We start from the raw sequence: 16,572 nt of genomic DNA, 5'->3' as shown, positions 1-16,572 counted from the left end.
ATCGTGCCGTCGCAACCTGAGCCATGAGCGCCAGGCATTAAATCCGCCACGGTACAGGCGGTGCAGCAGCGCCAGCGGGCGTTTACAGCGCCTCTGGACTGGCCACCCCGGCATATTCCGCTAAATAACGGCTCGGCTATAATCTGGCCACTTACTTTCAAAGGGACTTCAGCGTGCGCGGGCTCAGGATTGCCACAGGACTACTCGTCGGCTTGCTCATGGCCTGTCTGTTGCCGACCGCCATGGCCGAGAGCGCACCGGGCGCAACTGCCGGCCAGCCCGGGAACTGGGCGTACCTACTCGACCCGAGTGCCACGCTGACGCTGGAAGAGGTGCGCGCACGCCGCCAGCAGTTCCAGCCCCTGGGCAACCTGGCCTTTACTTTCCCCCCCAGCGAACAGGCCGTTTGGCTGCATGTCGAACTGCCGCGCAACCAGCAGCCGAGTTGGCTGTGGATCTTCGCCCCGCGCGTGCAGTACCTCGACTACCACCTGTTGCGCGACGGCAAGCTCGAGCGCGAGCTCCAGACCGGCGAATCCAGGCCGATGAGCGCGCGACCGCTCGGCTCCCGGGCCTACCTGATGCCCCTCCCGAACGATGGGCAAGCACGCGAAGCCTATGTCCGCATGACCTCGAACCATCCGCTGATGGCCTGGTTCAAGCTCATCGACGCCGCCGGCTTGGTGGCCGAGGAAAAACCCGCCTATGCCTTTGGCGCCTTGCTCGGCGGCCTGCTGCTGCTCACGCTGTACAACCTCGTCCGCTTTTTCTACAGCCGCGCCATCAGCAGCCTGTGGCTGAGCGCCCTGCACGCCAGCCTGGCGGTCTGTGCGGCGGCCAATCTCGGCCTCTTCGCCGTCTGGGTGCCCAGCCAGAGCTACAACCAGTCGCTACTCGCCGACTTGTCGGCGCTGCTGGCAGCCTTCTGCCTGCAGACCTTCTGCCTCGGTTTCATGCAGCGCACACCGGCACAGCCCGGCCGGCTCAAGCACCTGCTGCAAGGCAATGCCGTGCTGATCCTGGGCATCGCTCTGCTGATCGCCAGCACCGGCCTGCTCTGGTACAGCTCGCTGATCTATCTGTTGGTGCTGCTCAGTGCCCTGAGCGTTTTGCTGGTGGCCGGCCGGCTCTGGCATGACGGTTATCAGCCCGCCCGTTTCATCGCCGTCGGCATGCTGGTATTCACCCTCGGTTTCAGCGCATTTATCCCGGTACTGCTCGGCCTCGACCAACTCGACCCCGGCTGGCTGGTGATCGCCGTCTTCAGCATCGCCACCCTCGGCGGCATATTCCTCAGCCTCTCGCTCGCCGAGCGGCAACGGCAGATCCAGCGCACCCACCTCAACGAACGTACCGCCCTGGCCGCCAGCTCGGCCGAACTCAAGGCCAAGGCCGAATTCCTCGCCAAGATCAGTCACGAAATCCGCACACCGATGAACGGCGTGCTGGGCATGACCGAGCTGCTGCTCGACACCCCGCTGTCGGTCAAGCAACGCGATTACGTGCAGACCATCCACAGTTCGGGCAACGAACTACTGGCGCTGATCAACGAGATTCTCGACATATCCAAGCTCGAGTCCGGGCAGATCGAGCTGGACGACGTGCAGTTCGACCTGGATGCGCTGGTCGAGGACTGCCTGAACATCTTCCGCGCCAAGGCCGAGCAGCAGAAGGTCGAACTGATCAGTTTCATGCAACCGCAGGTGCCGCGGGTAGTCAGCGGCGACCCGACGCGTTTGCGGCAGATCTTGCTGAGCCTGCTCGACAACGCCTTCAAGCAGACCAGCGAAGGCGAAATCCTCCTGGTCGTGGCCCTCGACACCGGCGGCGGACGCCCGCGTTTGCGCATCGCCGTGCAGGACAGCGGCCGCCCGCTGCCGGCCAGCGAACGCAATGCCCTGCTCAATACCGAACTGCACAGCAAGGACTTCCTCGCGGCGACCAAGCTCGGTGGCCGTCTCGGCCTGATCATCGCCCGTCAACTGGTGCGCCTGATGCACGGCGAGTTCGGCATCCAGAGCGGCGACGCCCAGGGCTCGACCCTGTGGCTGACCCTGCCGCTGGATGGCCAGCGCCTCGAACAGCCCACGGCCGACCTCGACGGCCCGCTGCAAGGCGCGCGCCTGCTGGTAGTGGATGACAACGACACCTGCCGCAAGGTTCTGGTGCAACAATGCAACGCCTGGGGGCTGCAGGTCAGCGCCGTGCCCTCGGGCAAGGAAGCCCTGGCCCTGCTGCGCACCAAGGCGCACATGCGCGAATACTTCGACGTGGTGCTGCTCGACCAGAACATGCCCGGCATGACCGGCATGCAGCTGGCGGCGAAGATCAAGGAAGACCCCAGCCTCAACCACGACATCCTGCTGATCATGCTCACCGGCATCAGCAATGCACCGAGCAAGATCATCGCACGCAATGCCGGGATCAAACGCATCCTGGCCAAACCGGTGGCCGGCTACACCCTGAAAACCACCCTGGCCGATGAGCTGTCCCAACGTGGCGGCGGCCACTCGCCGGTGTTCGCCCCGGCCCAGGTCAGCGCCCCACTGAAGGTACCGAGCGATTTCCGCATCCTGGTCGCCGAAGACAACAGCATCTCGACCAAGGTGATCCGCGGCATGCTCGGCAAGCTCAACCTGCAGCCAGACACCGCCAACAACGGCGAAGAAGCCCTCGACGCGATGAAGGCGCAGCCCTACGACCTGGTGCTGATGGACTGCGAAATGCCGGTACTCGACGGCTTCTCCGCCACCGAACAGCTGCGCGCCTGGGAAGCCGCCGAGCAACGTCCGCACACGCCGGTGGTGGCGCTGACCGCGCACATCCTCAACGAACACAAGGATCGCGCTCGCCAGGCCGGCATGGACGGCCACATGGCCAAGCCGGTGGAACTCTCGCAATTGCGCGAGCTGCTCGAATACTGGATCGCCCAGCGCGAAATCCGCCAGCCGCACACCGCCCAGCCACACGGAGACTGACCCCCGGCGCCCCGCACGGCACTGTGGCGCTGGGCTTGCCCATGCGCCTGCCGGGTCGGCCCGATGCCGAGCGGCCTCTCGTCCCAGCGGGCTGCGCACTGGAGATCGGGGCAACAATCCCGGATCATGCGGCCCCACGAAGAAGCAGTCGCCCAGCCGGCTCCTGCCCCCAACCCATCCACCCAGAGACGAGTCCACGCCATGGCGTCCGAGTTGTTCAGTCTGTATCTGAAGTTACTGGTGCTCTACAGCCCGTTCTTCGTGTTGTCCTGCTTTATCAGCCTGAGCCGTGGTTACACGGGCAAGGAACGCAAACGCCTGGCCTGGAAGGTGGCCCTCGGCGTGCTGATCGCCAGCGTGCTGCTGTACCTGTTCGGCAGGCACATCTTCACCCTGTTCGGCATCACCATCGACGCCTTCCGTATCGGTGCCGGCAGCGTGCTGTTCATCTCGGCGCTGGGCATGGCGCAAGGCAAGTCGGCGGTGCAAAGCGACAACGTGCAGCAGGACGTGACCATAGTACCGTTGACCATCCCGCTCACCGTCGGCCCCGGCACCATCGGTGCGTTGCTGTTGATGGGCGCCAGCCAGCCGCATTGGGAGGACAAGCTGCTGGCCGTCTTCGGCATTGTCCTGGCCAGCCTGACAGTGGGCGTGGTGCTGTACCTGTCCAACCAGTTCGAACGCCTGCTCGGCGATCAGGGCCTGCAGATCGTCAGCCGCCTGATGGGCCTGTTCGTCTGCGCCCTGGCCGCGCAGATCATCTTCACCGGGGTGAAAAACTACCTCGTGCTCTGAATCGGCGAGAGCGGCCTGACCGCCAGTTGCTGACCCAGAACCGGGCCGACATGGCCTTCGGCAACCTGCCCCTGGCCAGGATGTACGGGCGAAGGTGGTGGCGCGCATCGACACGGCAATCAAAGCGCACGCCCCCATGCGACACCTAACTGGGACATAGCGGCACGTCTGCCCAGGCTGCCGCGCTTCCCGGCCTCTCAGCACATCACCCCATGGGGCGGGCTCAACGCAGCTGGCTGTCCTTGCTGCCACGGCGGTTGTAGCCACTGTACCGCGCTTGTTCCTGGTCATGCGCCGCCTGGCAGGCGATGCACAGGCGCACGCCAGGAACAGCCTGGCGCCGCGCCTCGGGAATACTGGAGTCGCACTCTTCGCAGTGGCTCAGGCTTTCGCCGCGCGGCAGTTGGCGGCGGGCGCGCTGAACCGCGTCCTCGATACTGCTGTCGATCTGCTCCTGCACCGCGTCGTCACTTGCCCAGCCGCCAGCCATCGTCTGCCCTCCCAGGTGTCGTCTCCCGCAGAGATATGCGCCCGCGCGCGGTGAATCTCAAGTGCTATCCGTCGCGCCATTCCTTCATCGCCATATATTCCTCGGCCCAGGCTCTGCCACCTTCGGGCAGGCGGTGGTTGAGGGGCGGCTACAGGCAAGCCCCGGCACAACTTTGTCACAGTCGCTCAGTCCAGCCGACAATCGGACTGGCGGCCGAAGCCCAAGCAGGCGATCATCAGCATTCATTCCTGCGCCATGACCGACATGACCGATACCACACACAGCTCCACCGCCACACACAAGCCCCGCCCGCTGGTGGATTTGCTGATCAGCATCCTGATTCCTTCCCTGATCCTCATGAAGCTCAGCGGCGAGGCCAACCTCGGCGCCGATGGTGCGCTGATCCTGGCCCTGGCCTTCCCCCTCGGCTGGGGCACGTTCGAGCTGGTCAAGTACCGCAAATTCAACTTCATCGCCCTGCTCGGCCTGCTCAGCGTATTGCTCACCGGCGGCATCGGCCTGCTCAAGCTGGACAACCAGTGGCTGGCGATCAAGGAAGCGACGATTCCCGGCTTGATCGGCATTGCCGTGCTGGTGTCGACCCGCACCCGCTACCCGTTGATCCGCACCCTGCTGTTCAATAAAAGCGTGCTCAATGTCGACAAGATCCATGAGCGCCTGGAACAGGGCGGCCATACCCAGCACTTCGAAACCCGTCTGCTGACCGCCACCTACTGGCTGAGCGGCACTTTCTTCTTTTCCTCGGCGATGAACTATGCGCTGGCCAAGTGGATCGTGGTCAGCGCATCCGGCAGCGAGGCCTTCAATGCCGAGTTGGGGCGGATGAACCTGCTCAGCTACCCGATGATCGCCATCCCCTCGATGATCATGCTGATGGCGATCTTCTATTACCTGTGGCGCACCATTCATGGCCTGACCGGCTTGAAGCTGGAAGAAATCATGGCCCCGCAGCCCTGAGCGCGCGGCTGAACACGCTGTTTGTTGCACGGCAGCGCATGGCGCCCAGGCCTGCCGCCGCATGCTGACGCTTACCGCCTACCTGGGCTTGTTCCTCTCCGCCTTCGGCGCCGCCACCCTGCTGCCCTTGCAGTCCGAGGCGGTGCTGGTCAGCCTGCTGCTCAGCGATGCCTACCTGTTGTGGCTGCTGGTCGCAGTGGCCAGCGTCGGCAATGTCCTCGGCGCGCTGGTCAACTGGCTGCTCGGGCGCTACCTCGAGCACTTTCGCCAGCGCCGCTGGTTCCCGGTCAGCGAGCAGCGGCTGCAACAGGCACAGGGCTGGTATACGCGCTACGGACGCTGGTCGCTGTTGCTCAGTTGGCTGCCGATCATCGGCGACCCTTTGACCCTGGTCGCCGGGGTGATGCGTGAGCGTTGCTGGATTTTCCTGTTGATCGTCGGCCTGGCCAAGACCGGGCGCTACCTGACACTGGCCGCACTGACCCTGGGCTGGGGTTCATTCGTCGCGGCATAGCGCAATCGACGCAGCATTTGCGCGGCGTATCCCATAGAATGCGCGGCCGTTTTTGTGGCCATGCCATCCATGGCGGCCACCCTCCGGGCCGTCGCTAGGCGACGTCAAAAATTTCTCCCGGTAATTTTTTCTAGGAACAGCGCGCCGCATGCCTTTCTCCACTCCCGCCCGCGCCTGCGGCATCGACTTCGGCACCTCCAACTCCACCGTCGGCTGGCTGCGCCCGGACGCCGAGACCCTGCTCACCCTCGAAGACGGCAAGATCACCCTGCCCTCGGTGGTGTTCTTCAACCTCGAGGAGCGCCGCCCGGTCTATGGCCGCCTGGCCCTGCAGGAATACCTGGAAGGCTATGAAGGGCGGCTGATGCGCTCGCTGAAGAGCCTGCTCGGCTCCAAACTGCTGAAGAGCGAAACCACGGTGCTGGGCAGCGCCCTGCCGTTCAAGGATCTGCTCGGGTTCTTTATCGGCGAACTGAAAAATCGCGCCGAAGCCGTGGCCCAGCGGCCATTCGAGGAAGTGGTACTCGGTCGCCCGGTGTTTTTCGTCGACGACGATCCGGTGGCCGATCTCGAAGCGCAGAACACCCTGGTGGCCGTGGCGCACAAGCTCGGCTTCAAGGAGGTGTCCTTCCAGTACGAACCGATCGCCGCGGCCTTCGACTACGAGTCGGGCATCGCCCGCGAGGAACTGGTGCTGATCGTCGACATCGGCGGCGGCACCTCGGACTTCTCCCTGGTGCGCCTGTCACCGCAGCGGCGCAGCGTGGCCGAGCGGCATACGGACATTCTCGCCACCGGCGGCGTGCATATCGGCGGCACCGACTTCGACAAGCAACTCTCGCTGGCCGGCGTGATGCCGCTGTTCGGCTACGGCAGCCGGATGAAGAGCGCCGCGCCGATGCCCACCAGCACCCACCTCAACCTGGCCACCTGGCACACCATCAACGCGGTCTACTCGGCGCAGTCGCAGCGCCAGCTGCAGAGCATGCGCTACGACATCCTCGACCCGAGCGGCATCGACCGCCTGTTCACACTGATCGAGCGCCGCGACGGCCATTGGCTGGCGATGCAGGTGGAAGACAGCAAGATAGCCCTGAGCGAGCAGGCCGCGCGGCCCATCGACCTGAGCCGGGTCGAACCCGGCCTGGTCGCCGAACTGACCCGCACGCTGTTCGAAGGTGCCATCGAGCCGCTGCTCGAGCGCGTGCGCGCCAGCATGACGCAACTGCTCGGCGATGCCGGGGTGGGCGTCGAGCAGGTCGATACGCTGTTCTTTACCGGCGGCTCCAGCGGCATCCCGGCCTTGCGCCAGAGCGTCGCGGCCATGTTGCCCAAGGCCCGCCAGGTGGAAGGCAACACCTTCGGCAGCATCGGCAGCGGCCTGGCCATCGAGGCGAAGAAGCGCTACGGCTGATGAGCGTCGTCCCCTAGCCCGGATGCAATCCGGGCTAGCAGGGCCTCATGGCACCTGACTGCAGAACAGCTCGCGGCCGCTTACAAACCAATCAACGCGGCGCTACAGGCTTCCTCGGCGGCTTCTTGCCTTTGCCCTTGGCGGCATCGACGCGTTCCTTGGCGGCCTGCTGATTGCGCGCCTGGGCGGCGGCCTTGGCCTGCTCGCGCTTGTCCCAGGGATTGCCCGCGCCAGCACCGGCGCCTGTATCGCGCGGCGGCAAGCCGGTGTGCTGGGTCAGCAGCGGCCGGGTCTTATCCGCCGTGCCGCGAGCGGTTGCGCCGACCTTCTTGCTGCCGACCGGGGTGGAGTTCTTGCGCCGTGCGCTCTGGTAACCGTCGCTAGCCGGTTGATGCAACGGAATCAGCTGATGCTTGCCCGGCCCGATCAGGTCGCTGCGACCCATGCGCTCCAGCGCCTCGCGCAGCAGCGGCCAGCCCTTGGGGTCGTGGTAACGCAGGAAGGCCTTGTGCAGGCGGCGCTGGGCTTCGCTCTTGACGATAGCCACGCCGTCGCTCTTGTAGGTGATCTTGCGCAGCGGGTTCTTGCCCGAGTGGTACATGGCGGTGGCGGTGGCCATCGGCGAGGGGTAGAAGGCCTGCACCTGGTCGGCACGGAAGCCGTTAGTCTTGAGCCACAGGGCGAGGTTGAGCATGTCCTCGTCACTGGTACCGGGGTGAGCGGCGATAAAGTACGGAATCAGGTACTGCTCTTTGCCGGCCTCCCGGGTGTACTTCTCGAACATTTGCTTGAAGCGGTCATAGGTGCCGATGCCCGGCTTCATCATCTTCGACAGCGGGCCTTGCTCGGTGTGCTCCGGGGCAATTTTCAGGTAGCCGCCAACGTGGTGGGTCACCAGTTCCTTGACGTACTCCGGCGACTCGACCGCCAGGTCGTAGCGCAGACCCGAGGCGATCAGGATCTTCTTCACCCCCGGCAAGGCGCGCGCCGAGCGGTACAGCTGAATCAAGGAAGAGTGATCGGTATTGAGGTTGTCGCAGATGCCGGGGAACACGCAGGACGGTTTGCGGCAGGCCGCTTCGATTTCCGGGCTCTTGCAGGCCAGCCGATACATATTGGCGGTCGGCCCGCCGAGGTCGGAAATCACCCCGGTGAAGCCCGCCACGTTGTCGCGGATGTCTTCGATCTCGCGAATGATCGACTCCTGCGAGCGGCTCTGGATGATCCGCCCTTCATGCTCGGTGATCGAGCAGAAGGTGCAGCCGCCGAAGCAGCCACGCATGATGTTGATGGAGAAGCGGATCATCTCATAGGCCGGGATCTTCGCTTGGCCGTACACCGGGTGCGGCACGCGCGCAAAGGGCATGCCGAACACGTAATCCATCTCTTCGGTGGTCATGGGGATGGGTGGCGGGTTGAGCCACACATCCACCTCGCCGTGCTTCTGCACCAGGGCGCGGGCGTTACCCGGGTTGGTTTCCAGGTGCAGCACGCGGTTGGCGTGGGCGTATAACACCGCATCGGCGCGCACCTTCTCGAACGACGGCAGGCGGATCACCGTCTTGTCGCGCTCCAGGCGCGGGTGCGCCAGCAGCTGCACCACCTTGGCCTCGTTGGGATCCTCCTGCGGGCCTTGTCCGGCCGCCGCGTTCCCCTTCTCGATCGCGCAGGCGCTGGTGTCCTGGGTGTTCACATAGGGGTTGATGACCTTGTCGATCTTGCCCGGCCGGTCGATACGACTGGAATCGATTTCCATCCAGTCTTGCGGCGTGTCACGACGAATGAAGGAGGTGCCGCGGATATCGGTGATGTCCTCGATCTTGTGGCCGTAGGACAGGCGCTGGGCGATCTCGACGATGGCCCGCTCGGCGTTGCCATACAGCAGGATGTCGGCGCAGGAGTCGACCAGGATCGAGTGGCGCACCTTGTCCTGCCAGTAATCGTAATGGGCAATCCGCCGTAGCGAGGCCTCGATGCCGCCAAGCACGATCGGCACGCGCCTGTAAGCCTCCTTGCAGCGCTGGCTGTACAGCAGGCTGGCGCGATCCGGGCGTTTGCCGGCCGCACCGCCGGGGGTGTAGGCATCGTCCGAGCGGATCTTCTTGTCGGCGGTGTAGCGATTGATCATCGAGTCCATGTTGCCGGCGGCGACGCCAAAAAACAGATTGGGCTCGCCGAGCTTCATGAAATCGTCTTTCGACTGCCAGTCCGGCTGGGCAATGATGCCGACGCGAAAGCCCTGGGCCTCGAGCAGGCGACCGATGATCGCCATGCCGAACGACGGATGGTCGACATAGGCATCGCCGGTGACGATGATGATGTCGCAACTATCCCAGCCAAGCGTATCCATCTCTTCCCGGCTCATCGGCAGGAAAGGCGCCGGGCCGAAGCACTCGGCCCAGTATTTGGGATAGTCGAACAACGGCTTGGCTGTGTGCATGGAAATGACCGCGATGTCAGGGGTTAGACGGTCGCGGAATATAGCACAAAATTTGACCAAGTCCGACCCTGACACTAGGACAATTCCGTGCGCCCGCGCTTGCACCGGACGCCTGGCATCTGTGATCACAGGCGCACTTTATGCCTATACTCGAGCAACCACGCCCCCGTAACGGCGCCGGGCAGAAGGAGTGCATGCAGTGCTGCGGATAGTCTCCTCTTTCGTTCTACTGTTGAGCCTGACCTGCCTATCCGCCGCGGTCAGTGCGACCACCATCGTGCTCGACAGCGCCAGCAGCGGGCGCCTGCTCAACGGGCAGATCGAACTATTGGAAGACCGCGACGCCCAACTGAGCATCGCCGACATGGCGGATCCGCTCGTGCAACGTCGCTTCCAGCCGGCCGATGGCCGGGCCACCGTCGGCCAAAGCCGCCATCCCTGGTGGATCAAGGTCAGCCTGCAACGCAGCCCGAACGCCCCCCGCCAGTGGTGGCTGGAAAACGCCGGCATCACCCTCTTCGACCTGCAGCTCTACCTGCCCGACGGCCAGGGCGGCTGGCACGCGCGCACAACGGGCACGGCCGTGCCCTACGCCGAGGGCCGCGACCACGCCTATCGGCGCATGCTGTTCCAACTGCCCGAGCTGGACGAGGAACCCCTGACCCTGTATTTCCGCAGCTTCGATCCCGCCGGCAACTCCTTCCCGTTGACCGTTTGGCAACTCGACGACCTCGAACACCATGCCAGCAACGAAAATATCGGCTTCGGCCTGATCTACGGGATGATCCTGGCACTGCTGCTGTACAACCTGTTCATCCTCATCGCCCTGCGCGATCGGGCCTATCTCTGGTACGTGCTGGCCACCGCTTGCGTACTGGTGTTTATCCTCAGCATGACCGGTCACGGCTTCCAGTACCTGTGGCCGGGCAGCGCCGTGCCCTTCTGGCTGGATCGCATCACCCTGCCCTCGCTGTGGGGCATCTTCGTCATGCGCTTCACCCAGGAGCTGCTCTACACCAAACGCGGACTGATCTGGCCCCATCGCCTGCTGAATGCCGGCTGCGCGCTGTATCTCGTGGCCATCGCGATCAACGCTTTCGGCTACCGCGCCGAAGGCGCCCTGATGATTGCCCTGACCCCGATCATCACGGTACCTAGCGCGCTGTTCAGTGCCGCCGTGCGCTGTCGCCAGGGTTTCTTTCCGGCACGCTTCTACCTGCTCGGCTACGGTGCGGTGCTGGGCAGCACCGTGGTGCTGGTGATGCGCGCGGCCGGGCTGATCGAGCCGTACAACTTCACCGCCTACCTGTTCCCGCTGTCGGTCGCCGCGGAAACCATCCTGTTTTCCTTTGCCCTGGCCTACCGCATCCAGAGGCTCAAGCAAGAGAAGGCCGAAGCGCAAAGACAGGCCGATCGCGAGAAAACTGCGCGCCTGGCGCTGGCCCAGGGCAACGCCGACGAACTGCAGCACGCGGTGAAGCAACGCACCGCCGAGCTGGCGGCAACCAACCAGCGCTTACGCCAACGCGAACTGGAACTGCAGCACGCGGCCTTTCACGATCCGCTGACCGAGTTGCCGAACCGCCGCTACCTGGTCGAACGCACCGAAACCGCCCTGGCCCACGCCGAGCGCCACGGCGAAAGCGTGGCCTTGATGTTGATCGACCTCGATCATTTCAAGCCGATCAACGACCGTTTCGGCCACGATGCCGGCGACCTGATGCTGCAAATGGTTGCCAAGCGCCTGCGCGAGCATGTGCGCAGCGGCGATACCGTGGCACGCCTGGGCGGCGATGAGTTCGCCGTACTGATCTGCGGCGACGAGGCCGAACGCCACGCTCGCGAGATCGCCGCGCGCCTGCTCCACGGGCTGGCGCAGCCAGTACTCTATGGCGCCGAGCCGCTGAGCGTGACCATCAGCATCGGCGTGGCTCTTTATCCGCAACACGCCAGCCACTTCGCCAGCCTCTACAAGGCGGCCGACGAGGCGCTGTACAAGGTCAAGGCACGCGGCCGCTCGGGCTCGTCGGTCTGCGGCGAAGACGGCGAACTGAGCAGCAGGGCACGCCTGCAACTGGACGTGATCAAGGTCACCAGCGGCCTCTGAATAGCCGCTCAAGCGTTGCGGTAATCTCGCGGTACGCGCTGAGTGACCTTGCTCAGCAGCTCATAGCCGATGGTGCCGGCCGCCCGGGCGACTTCGTCCACCGGCAGTTGCGCGCCCCACAGCTGCACTTCATCGCCAACCTGGGCCGCCGGCAGGTCGGTGAGGTCGACCGCCAGCATATCCATCGACACGCGCCCCGCCAGCGCCACCCGCTGCCCGCGCACCAGCAACGGCGTACCGCTCGGCGCGTGGCGCGGGTAACCGTCGGCGTAGCCGCAACTCACCGTACCGATGCGCGACGGCCGTGCCGCAACCCAGCTGGCGCCATAGCCGACACTTTCGCCCACGGCCACATCGCGGCAGGCAATCAGCTGCGCGGTCAGGGTCATCGCCGGCGCAAGGCCCAGCTCGGCGGCCCCCAGCTCGGCGAACGGCGTGGCGCCGTAGAGCATGATGCCCGGCCGCAGCCAATCCATATGCGCCGCCGGAATGGTCAGAATGGCGGCCGAGTTGGCCAGCGAACGCTGGGCGAAGTCCAGATCGAGCACGTCCAGAAATTCCTCGAGCTGTCGCTCGGTCATTTCATGGCCACGCTCGTCGGCGCAGGCGAAGTGGCTGAGCAGGTTCAACTCGGCAACCTGCGCCGCCCCCTGCAAACGTGCATGCCAGGTGCGCAGGGCGAGCGCGGTAAAGCCCAGACGATGCATGCCAGTGTCCAGTTTCAGCCAAACGTTCAGCGGCCGACTCAACTTGGCCGCGAGAAAATCCGCCGCCTGCCGTTCGTCCTGCAGCACCAGATCCAGGCCCAATTGCGCCGCCAGTTGATATTCCGCCGCCTCGAAACAACCCTCCAGCAGCAGGATGCGCGCCTCGCCATGCCGCGCCCGCACCTCGACCGCCTCCTCCAGACAGGCCACGGCAAAGCCGTCGGCCTGATCGTGCAGCGCCGCCACCACCGCGCCCACGCCATGCCCATAGGCATTCGCCTTGACCACCGCAAAGGCCTGCCGGCCCGGTGCACAGCGCTTGGCAACGGCATAGTTATGGCGGATGGCGGCGAGATCGATGGTGGCGACTAGCGGGCGCATACAGGTAAACATCCCTAAAAAACCGGCGCCCAGTTTAACCGCTGAGCGCCGGTTTTTACTGATCGACCTTGACTGGCGCGGGCAATCTGCCCGCCTGCAACCGCGGGCGGATCAGTCCTCGTCGAACTGGTAGCTGCCCGGCGCCAGGTTCTCGAAGCGCGAGTATTTGCCGAGAAAGGCCAGCCGGGTGGTGCCGATCGGCCCGTTACGCTGCTTGCCGATGATGATCTCGGCCACGCCCTTGAGTTCGGTCTCCGGGTGATACACCTCGTCGCGGTAGACGAACATGATGATGTCGGCGTCCTGCTCGATGGCCCCGGATTCGCGCAAGTCGGAGTTGATCGGGCGCTTGTTGGGCCGCTGCTCCAGGGAACGGTTGAGCTGCGACAGGGCGATCACCGGGCAATTGAATTCCTTGGCCAGGGCCTTGAGCGAACGGGAAATCTCGGAGATCTCGTTGACCCGGCTTTCGCTGCTGGAGCCTGGAATCTGCATCAACTGCAGGTAGTCGACCATGATCATGCCGATCTCGCCGTGCTCGCGGGCCAGGCGCCGGGTGCGTGCGCGCATCTCCGACGGCGAAATACCGGCGGTATCGTCGATGAACAGCTTGCGGTCGTTGAGCAGATTGACCGCCGAGGTCAGGCGCGGCCAATCGTCGTCGTCCAGGCGGCCGGCGCGCACCTTGGTCTGGTCGATGCGCCCCAGGGAAGCGAGCATCCGCATGACGATAGAGTCGGAGGGCATTTCCAGGGAGTACACCACGATGGCCTTGTCGCTGCGCAGCACGGCGTTTTCCACCAGGTTCATGGCAAAGGTGGTCTTACCCATGGACGGGCGGCCGGCGACGATGATCAGATCCGCCGGCTGCAAGCCGCTGGTCTGCGCATCCAGATCGTTAAAGCCGGTGGACAGCCCGGTGATCGCATCGCCCGAGTTGAACAGGCTGTCGATGCGGTCGATGGCCTTGACCAGGATGTCGTTGATGCCCACCGGGCCACCGCTCTTCGGCCGCGCCTCGGCGATCTGGAAGATCAGCCGCTCGGCCTCGTCGAGAATTTCCTCGCCGGTGCGCCCCTGCGGGGCATAGGCACTGTCGGCGATTTCGCCGCTGATGCCGATCAACTGACGCAGGGTGGCGCGCTCGCGAATGATCTGCGCATAGGCCTTGATGTTGGCCACCGACGGAATGTTTTTCGCCAGCTCGCCGAGGTAGGCCAGGCCGCCGACCTGCGGCAGCTGCCCTTCCTTGTCCAGCTGCTCGGACACAGTGACCACGTCGAAGGGGTGGTTGCGCTCGGCCAGCTTGTAGATGGCGCGAAAGATCAGGCGATGGTCGTGTCGATAGAAATCGCCATCGGACACCGCATCGAGCACCCGCTCCCAGGCATTGTTGTCGAGCATCAGGCCACCCAGCACGGCTTGCTCGGCCTCGATCGAGTGCGGCGGCACTTTCAGGGCAGAGGTTTGCAGGTCGTATTGCTCGGGAATGCTGATGTCGTTCATAGGACTCGGGGTAAGAAATCTGGTGTTGAAAAACAAAGGGCACGGCATCGCTTGCGCAATGCCGTGCCCGATGTTAACGGGCTTGCGCCTAAGCGCAAGCCCGTTGAGCGGCTAGCTTCAGAGCGAGGCTCTTAGGCGGCTGCAACCACAACGACGCGGACGGTCGCTTCAACGTCGGAGTGCAGGTGCACAGCCACGTCGTATTCGCCAACCTGGCGAATGGTACCGTTCGGCAGACGCACTTCGGCTTTGGCCACTTCCACGCCAGAGGCGGTCAGGGCATCAGCGATGTCGTGCGTGCCGATGGAGCCGAACAGCTTGCCCTCATCGCCCGCGGTAGCGGTGATGGTGACTTCCAGTTCAGCCAATTGAGCGGCGCGAGTTTCAGCAGACGCTTTCTTATCGGCAGCCAGCTGTTCCAGTTCGGCGCGACGCGCTTCAAACGCAGCCACGTTGGCAGCGGTTGCAGCAGTGGCTTTGCCGAATGGCAGCAGGAAGTTACGGCCGTAACCGGCCTTAACGTTAACTTTATCGCCCAGGTTGCCCAGGTTGGCGATTTTTTCCAGCAGGATCAGTTCCATTTGGTAATAACCTCTTAACTTTTAACCTTCACCGTTCGCGGAACCCGAGCCGTTCTTGCGCTCGCAGCGACCACGAAAATCAAACAGGCTGTCGACAATGGCCAAAACCACCAGTAACGGATAAGTCAGCTGCATAAACAGCAGCAGCGTGATGTACAACCCGACCAACCAGAACTTGGCCAGTCGCTCTTGCGCCACCAACCCATGCAACAGGGCAATGGCGGCGAACACCAACGGCACGCTGCACAACGGAGTCAACATGGCCATCTGCGGCCCCAGATTGGGGCCCAGTAGCATGCCGACCAGCAGCAACATCGCCGGCGCCAGCGGCAGTCGCAACGCGCGAAACTCGCGCCCGAAACCGCCAGGGTTATACAACTGCGCCTGCCAATAACGCCCAAGCATCAGACTCAGCAGGCTGACAATCTGCAGCAACGCCGCCAATAAGCCGGTCAACACCGGTGCAATCAGGCTATCCAGGCGCGCTCGCTCGTCCACCGACATCTGCTGGTGAACCCCATCGAGCATTTGCGGCATGAGCTTCTGCAGCTCACCCGCCATCAACTCGATGGGTTCGCGGAACACCGCACCCAAAACCAACCCGTACACCAGGCCTAATGCCACGCTGCACAGCAGCACACGATTCCAGGACAGGCTGGCGCGCAACAACAACGCCAGCCCCAGCGCACCGAGCAACACCAACAGGGTGCGCGGCTCACCGAAATACCACCAGCCTATCGCCGGCAGCATCGCCCAAGCGAGGATGCCCAGGGCATCGCTCAAACCGCGCCGCAGGAGCACCAGGCAACCCGCGGCAGCACTTAACCAGAACAGCAGCGGCAATGCCGCCGAAACCACCACCACAAGGATGGCCTGCATACGGCCGCGCATAATGAATTCAGCTAAGGCGCGCATGCGTGTTATCCCTTACTTCTTGTCGAACATCCGATCTCAGCGGCCGTGGCTGTCGGTGTAGGGCAGCAGGGCCAGGAAGCGGGCGCGCTTGATAGCGGTAGCCAGCTGACGCTGATAACGAGCCTTGGTACCGGTGATACGGCTAGGAACGATCTTGCCGGTTTCCGAGATGTAGGCTTTCAGGGTGTTGAGATCTTTGAAATCGATCTCTTTCACGTCTTCAGCGGTGAAACGGCAGAATTTACGACGACGGAAGAAACGTGCCATGTAATTGGCTCCTCAATAGATCCGTGGATTACTCGTCAGCGTTATCGCTGCTGTCACTGGAGTCGCTGTCATCGCCATCGGCGGAATCGGCACTGTCAGGACGGTCGCGACGCTCACGGCGCTCACTGCGATTTTCTTCGGCCTTGAGCATCTCGGACTGGTCGATAACGGCCTCGTCGCGACGGATGACCAGGTTACGGATCACGGCATCGTTGTAACGGAAGTTGTCTTCCAGCTCGGCCAGGGCCTTGCCGGTGCACTCGACGTTGAGCATCACGTAGTGAGCCTTGTGGACGTTGTTGATGGCGTAAGCCAGCTGACGACGGCCCCAATCTTCCAGGCGGTGAATCTTGCCGCCGTCTTCTTCGATCAGCTTGGTGTAACGCTCAACCATGCCGCCGACTTGCTCGCTCTGATCCGGGTGAACCAGAAAGATGATTTCGTAATGACGCATAAATGCTCCTTACGGGTTGTAGCCTGCCGCCAAACGCGGTCA

14 protein-coding genes are annotated in these 16,572 nt (G+C 63.8%); 6 read left to right on the top strand and 8 right to left on the bottom strand.

The features are described 5' to 3' along the window. Nucleotides 1-218 precede the first annotated feature (218 nt). Nucleotides 219-2,978: a hybrid sensor histidine kinase/response regulator gene (locus P8H27_RS06255; RefSeq protein ID WP_289635880.1), complete on the top strand. Its 2,760-nt coding sequence runs from the start codon at nucleotides 219-221 to the stop codon at nucleotides 2,976-2,978. A 201-nt stretch (nucleotides 2,979-3,179) separates the two neighbouring features. Next, nucleotides 3,180-3,776: a MarC family protein gene (locus P8H27_RS06250; protein WP_289635850.1), complete on the top strand. Its 597-nt coding sequence runs from the start codon at nucleotides 3,180-3,182 to the stop codon at nucleotides 3,774-3,776. 223 nt (nucleotides 3,777-3,999) lie between these two features. On the opposite strand, the gene P8H27_RS06245 is transcribed toward P8H27_RS06250, so the two are convergent. Continuing rightward, the gene (locus P8H27_RS06245; RefSeq protein WP_289635849.1) at nucleotides 4,000-4,266 is read right to left on the bottom strand and encodes a DksA/TraR family C4-type zinc finger protein; all 267 of its coding nucleotides are present in this window, start codon (nucleotides 4,264-4,266) and stop codon (nucleotides 4,000-4,002) included. Nucleotides 4,267-4,530: 264 nt separating this feature from the next. Here P8H27_RS06245 and P8H27_RS06240 point away from each other — a divergent pair, with 264 nt between their 5' ends. The 3 genes from P8H27_RS06240 to P8H27_RS06230 all read left to right on the top strand — a co-directional run bounded on the left by P8H27_RS06240 (nucleotide 4,531) and on the right by P8H27_RS06230 (nucleotide 7,172). Further along, nucleotides 4,531-5,244, top strand: a complete 714-nt coding sequence (locus P8H27_RS06240; protein WP_289635848.1) for a VC0807 family protein — start codon at nucleotides 4,531-4,533, stop codon at nucleotides 5,242-5,244. A 61-nt stretch (nucleotides 5,245-5,305) separates the two neighbouring features. Then, entirely contained in the window at nucleotides 5,306-5,758 is a 453-nt protein-coding gene (locus P8H27_RS06235) for a YqaA family protein (RefSeq protein ID WP_289635847.1), read from the top strand. A 148-nt stretch (nucleotides 5,759-5,906) separates the two neighbouring features. Next, nucleotides 5,907-7,172 carry an Hsp70 family protein gene (locus P8H27_RS06230; RefSeq protein WP_289635846.1) on the top strand — a complete coding sequence of 422 codons (1,266 nt, stop codon included), beginning with the start codon at nucleotides 5,907-5,909 and terminating at the stop codon, nucleotides 7,170-7,172. Nucleotides 7,173-7,263: 91 nt separating this feature from the next. Here P8H27_RS06230 and P8H27_RS06225 read toward each other — a convergent pair whose 3' ends face one another. Further along, the gene (locus P8H27_RS06225) at nucleotides 7,264-9,612 is read right to left on the bottom strand and encodes a YgiQ family radical SAM protein (RefSeq protein WP_289635845.1); all 2,349 of its coding nucleotides are present in this window, start codon (nucleotides 9,610-9,612) and stop codon (nucleotides 7,264-7,266) included. A gap of 199 nt (nucleotides 9,613-9,811) precedes the next feature. Here P8H27_RS06225 and P8H27_RS06220 point away from each other — a divergent pair, with 199 nt between their 5' ends. After that, complete coding sequence (locus tag P8H27_RS06220) at nucleotides 9,812-11,719, top strand: diguanylate cyclase domain-containing protein (protein ID WP_374761331.1); 1,908 nt, start codon at nucleotides 9,812-9,814, stop codon at nucleotides 11,717-11,719. An 8-nt stretch (nucleotides 11,720-11,727) separates the two neighbouring features. Here the strand turns inward: P8H27_RS06220 and alr are convergent, their stop codons facing one another. The 6 genes from alr to rpsF form a co-directional block, all read right to left on the bottom strand. Further along, nucleotides 11,728-12,807: an alanine racemase gene (gene alr, locus P8H27_RS06215; protein ID WP_289635844.1), complete on the bottom strand. Its 1,080-nt coding sequence runs from the start codon at nucleotides 12,805-12,807 to the stop codon at nucleotides 11,728-11,730. A 111-nt stretch (nucleotides 12,808-12,918) separates the two neighbouring features. Next, nucleotides 12,919-14,313, bottom strand: coding sequence for a replicative DNA helicase (dnaB, locus tag P8H27_RS06210; protein ID WP_289635843.1), 1,395 nt, complete (start codon nucleotides 14,311-14,313; stop codon nucleotides 12,919-12,921). A gap of 131 nt (nucleotides 14,314-14,444) precedes the next feature. Continuing rightward, nucleotides 14,445-14,894, bottom strand: a complete 450-nt coding sequence (gene rplI, locus P8H27_RS06205) for a 50S ribosomal protein L9 (RefSeq protein WP_172143531.1) — start codon at nucleotides 14,892-14,894, stop codon at nucleotides 14,445-14,447. A 21-nt stretch (nucleotides 14,895-14,915) separates the two neighbouring features. Then, the gene (locus tag P8H27_RS06200; protein WP_289635842.1) at nucleotides 14,916-15,809 is read right to left on the bottom strand and encodes a hypothetical protein; all 894 of its coding nucleotides are present in this window, start codon (nucleotides 15,807-15,809) and stop codon (nucleotides 14,916-14,918) included. A 36-nt stretch (nucleotides 15,810-15,845) separates the two neighbouring features. Continuing rightward, nucleotides 15,846-16,076, bottom strand: coding sequence for a 30S ribosomal protein S18 (rpsR, locus tag P8H27_RS06195; protein WP_003246847.1), 231 nt, complete (start codon nucleotides 16,074-16,076; stop codon nucleotides 15,846-15,848). Nucleotides 16,077-16,104: 28 nt separating this feature from the next. Next, a complete protein-coding gene (gene rpsF, locus P8H27_RS06190) occupies nucleotides 16,105-16,530 on the bottom strand; it encodes a 30S ribosomal protein S6 (protein WP_289635841.1) in 426 nt (141 codons plus the stop codon). Between the last annotated feature and the right edge of the window lie 42 nt (nucleotides 16,531-16,572).

This window comes from Pseudomonas sp. sp1636, assembly GCF_030376615.1.
Lineage (GTDB): Bacteria > Pseudomonadota > Gammaproteobacteria > Pseudomonadales > Pseudomonadaceae > Aquipseudomonas.
This window is presented reverse-complemented; position numbering and strand designations above follow the sequence as displayed.

Coding starts and splice junctions, on each gene's coding strand:
- P8H27_RS06255 (WP_289635880.1), top strand. CDS start 219: ATGGCCTGTCTGTTGCCGACCGCCATGGCCGAGAGCGCACCGGGCGCA.
- P8H27_RS06250 (WP_289635850.1), top strand. CDS start 3,180: ATGGCGTCCGAGTTGTTCAGTCTGTATCTGAAGTTACTGGTGCTCTAC.
- P8H27_RS06245 (WP_289635849.1), bottom strand. CDS start 4,266: ATGGCTGGCGGCTGGGCAAGTGACGACGCGGTGCAGGAGCAGATCGAC.
- P8H27_RS06240 (WP_289635848.1), top strand. CDS start 4,531: ATGACCGATACCACACACAGCTCCACCGCCACACACAAGCCCCGCCCG.
- P8H27_RS06235 (WP_289635847.1), top strand. CDS start 5,306: ATGCTGACGCTTACCGCCTACCTGGGCTTGTTCCTCTCCGCCTTCGGC.
- P8H27_RS06230 (WP_289635846.1), top strand. CDS start 5,907: ATGCCTTTCTCCACTCCCGCCCGCGCCTGCGGCATCGACTTCGGCACC.
- P8H27_RS06225 (WP_289635845.1), bottom strand. CDS start 9,612: ATGCACACAGCCAAGCCGTTGTTCGACTATCCCAAATACTGGGCCGAG.
- alr (WP_289635844.1), bottom strand. CDS start 12,807: ATGCGCCCGCTAGTCGCCACCATCGATCTCGCCGCCATCCGCCATAAC.
- dnaB (WP_289635843.1), bottom strand. CDS start 14,313: ATGAACGACATCAGCATTCCCGAGCAATACGACCTGCAAACCTCTGCC.
- rplI (WP_172143531.1), bottom strand. CDS start 14,894: ATGGAACTGATCCTGCTGGAAAAAATCGCCAACCTGGGCAACCTGGGC.
- P8H27_RS06200 (WP_289635842.1), bottom strand. CDS start 15,809: ATGCGCGCCTTAGCTGAATTCATTATGCGCGGCCGTATGCAGGCCATC.
- rpsR (WP_003246847.1), bottom strand. CDS start 16,076: ATGGCACGTTTCTTCCGTCGTCGTAAATTCTGCCGTTTCACCGCTGAA.
- rpsF (WP_289635841.1), bottom strand. CDS start 16,530: ATGCGTCATTACGAAATCATCTTTCTGGTTCACCCGGATCAGAGCGAG.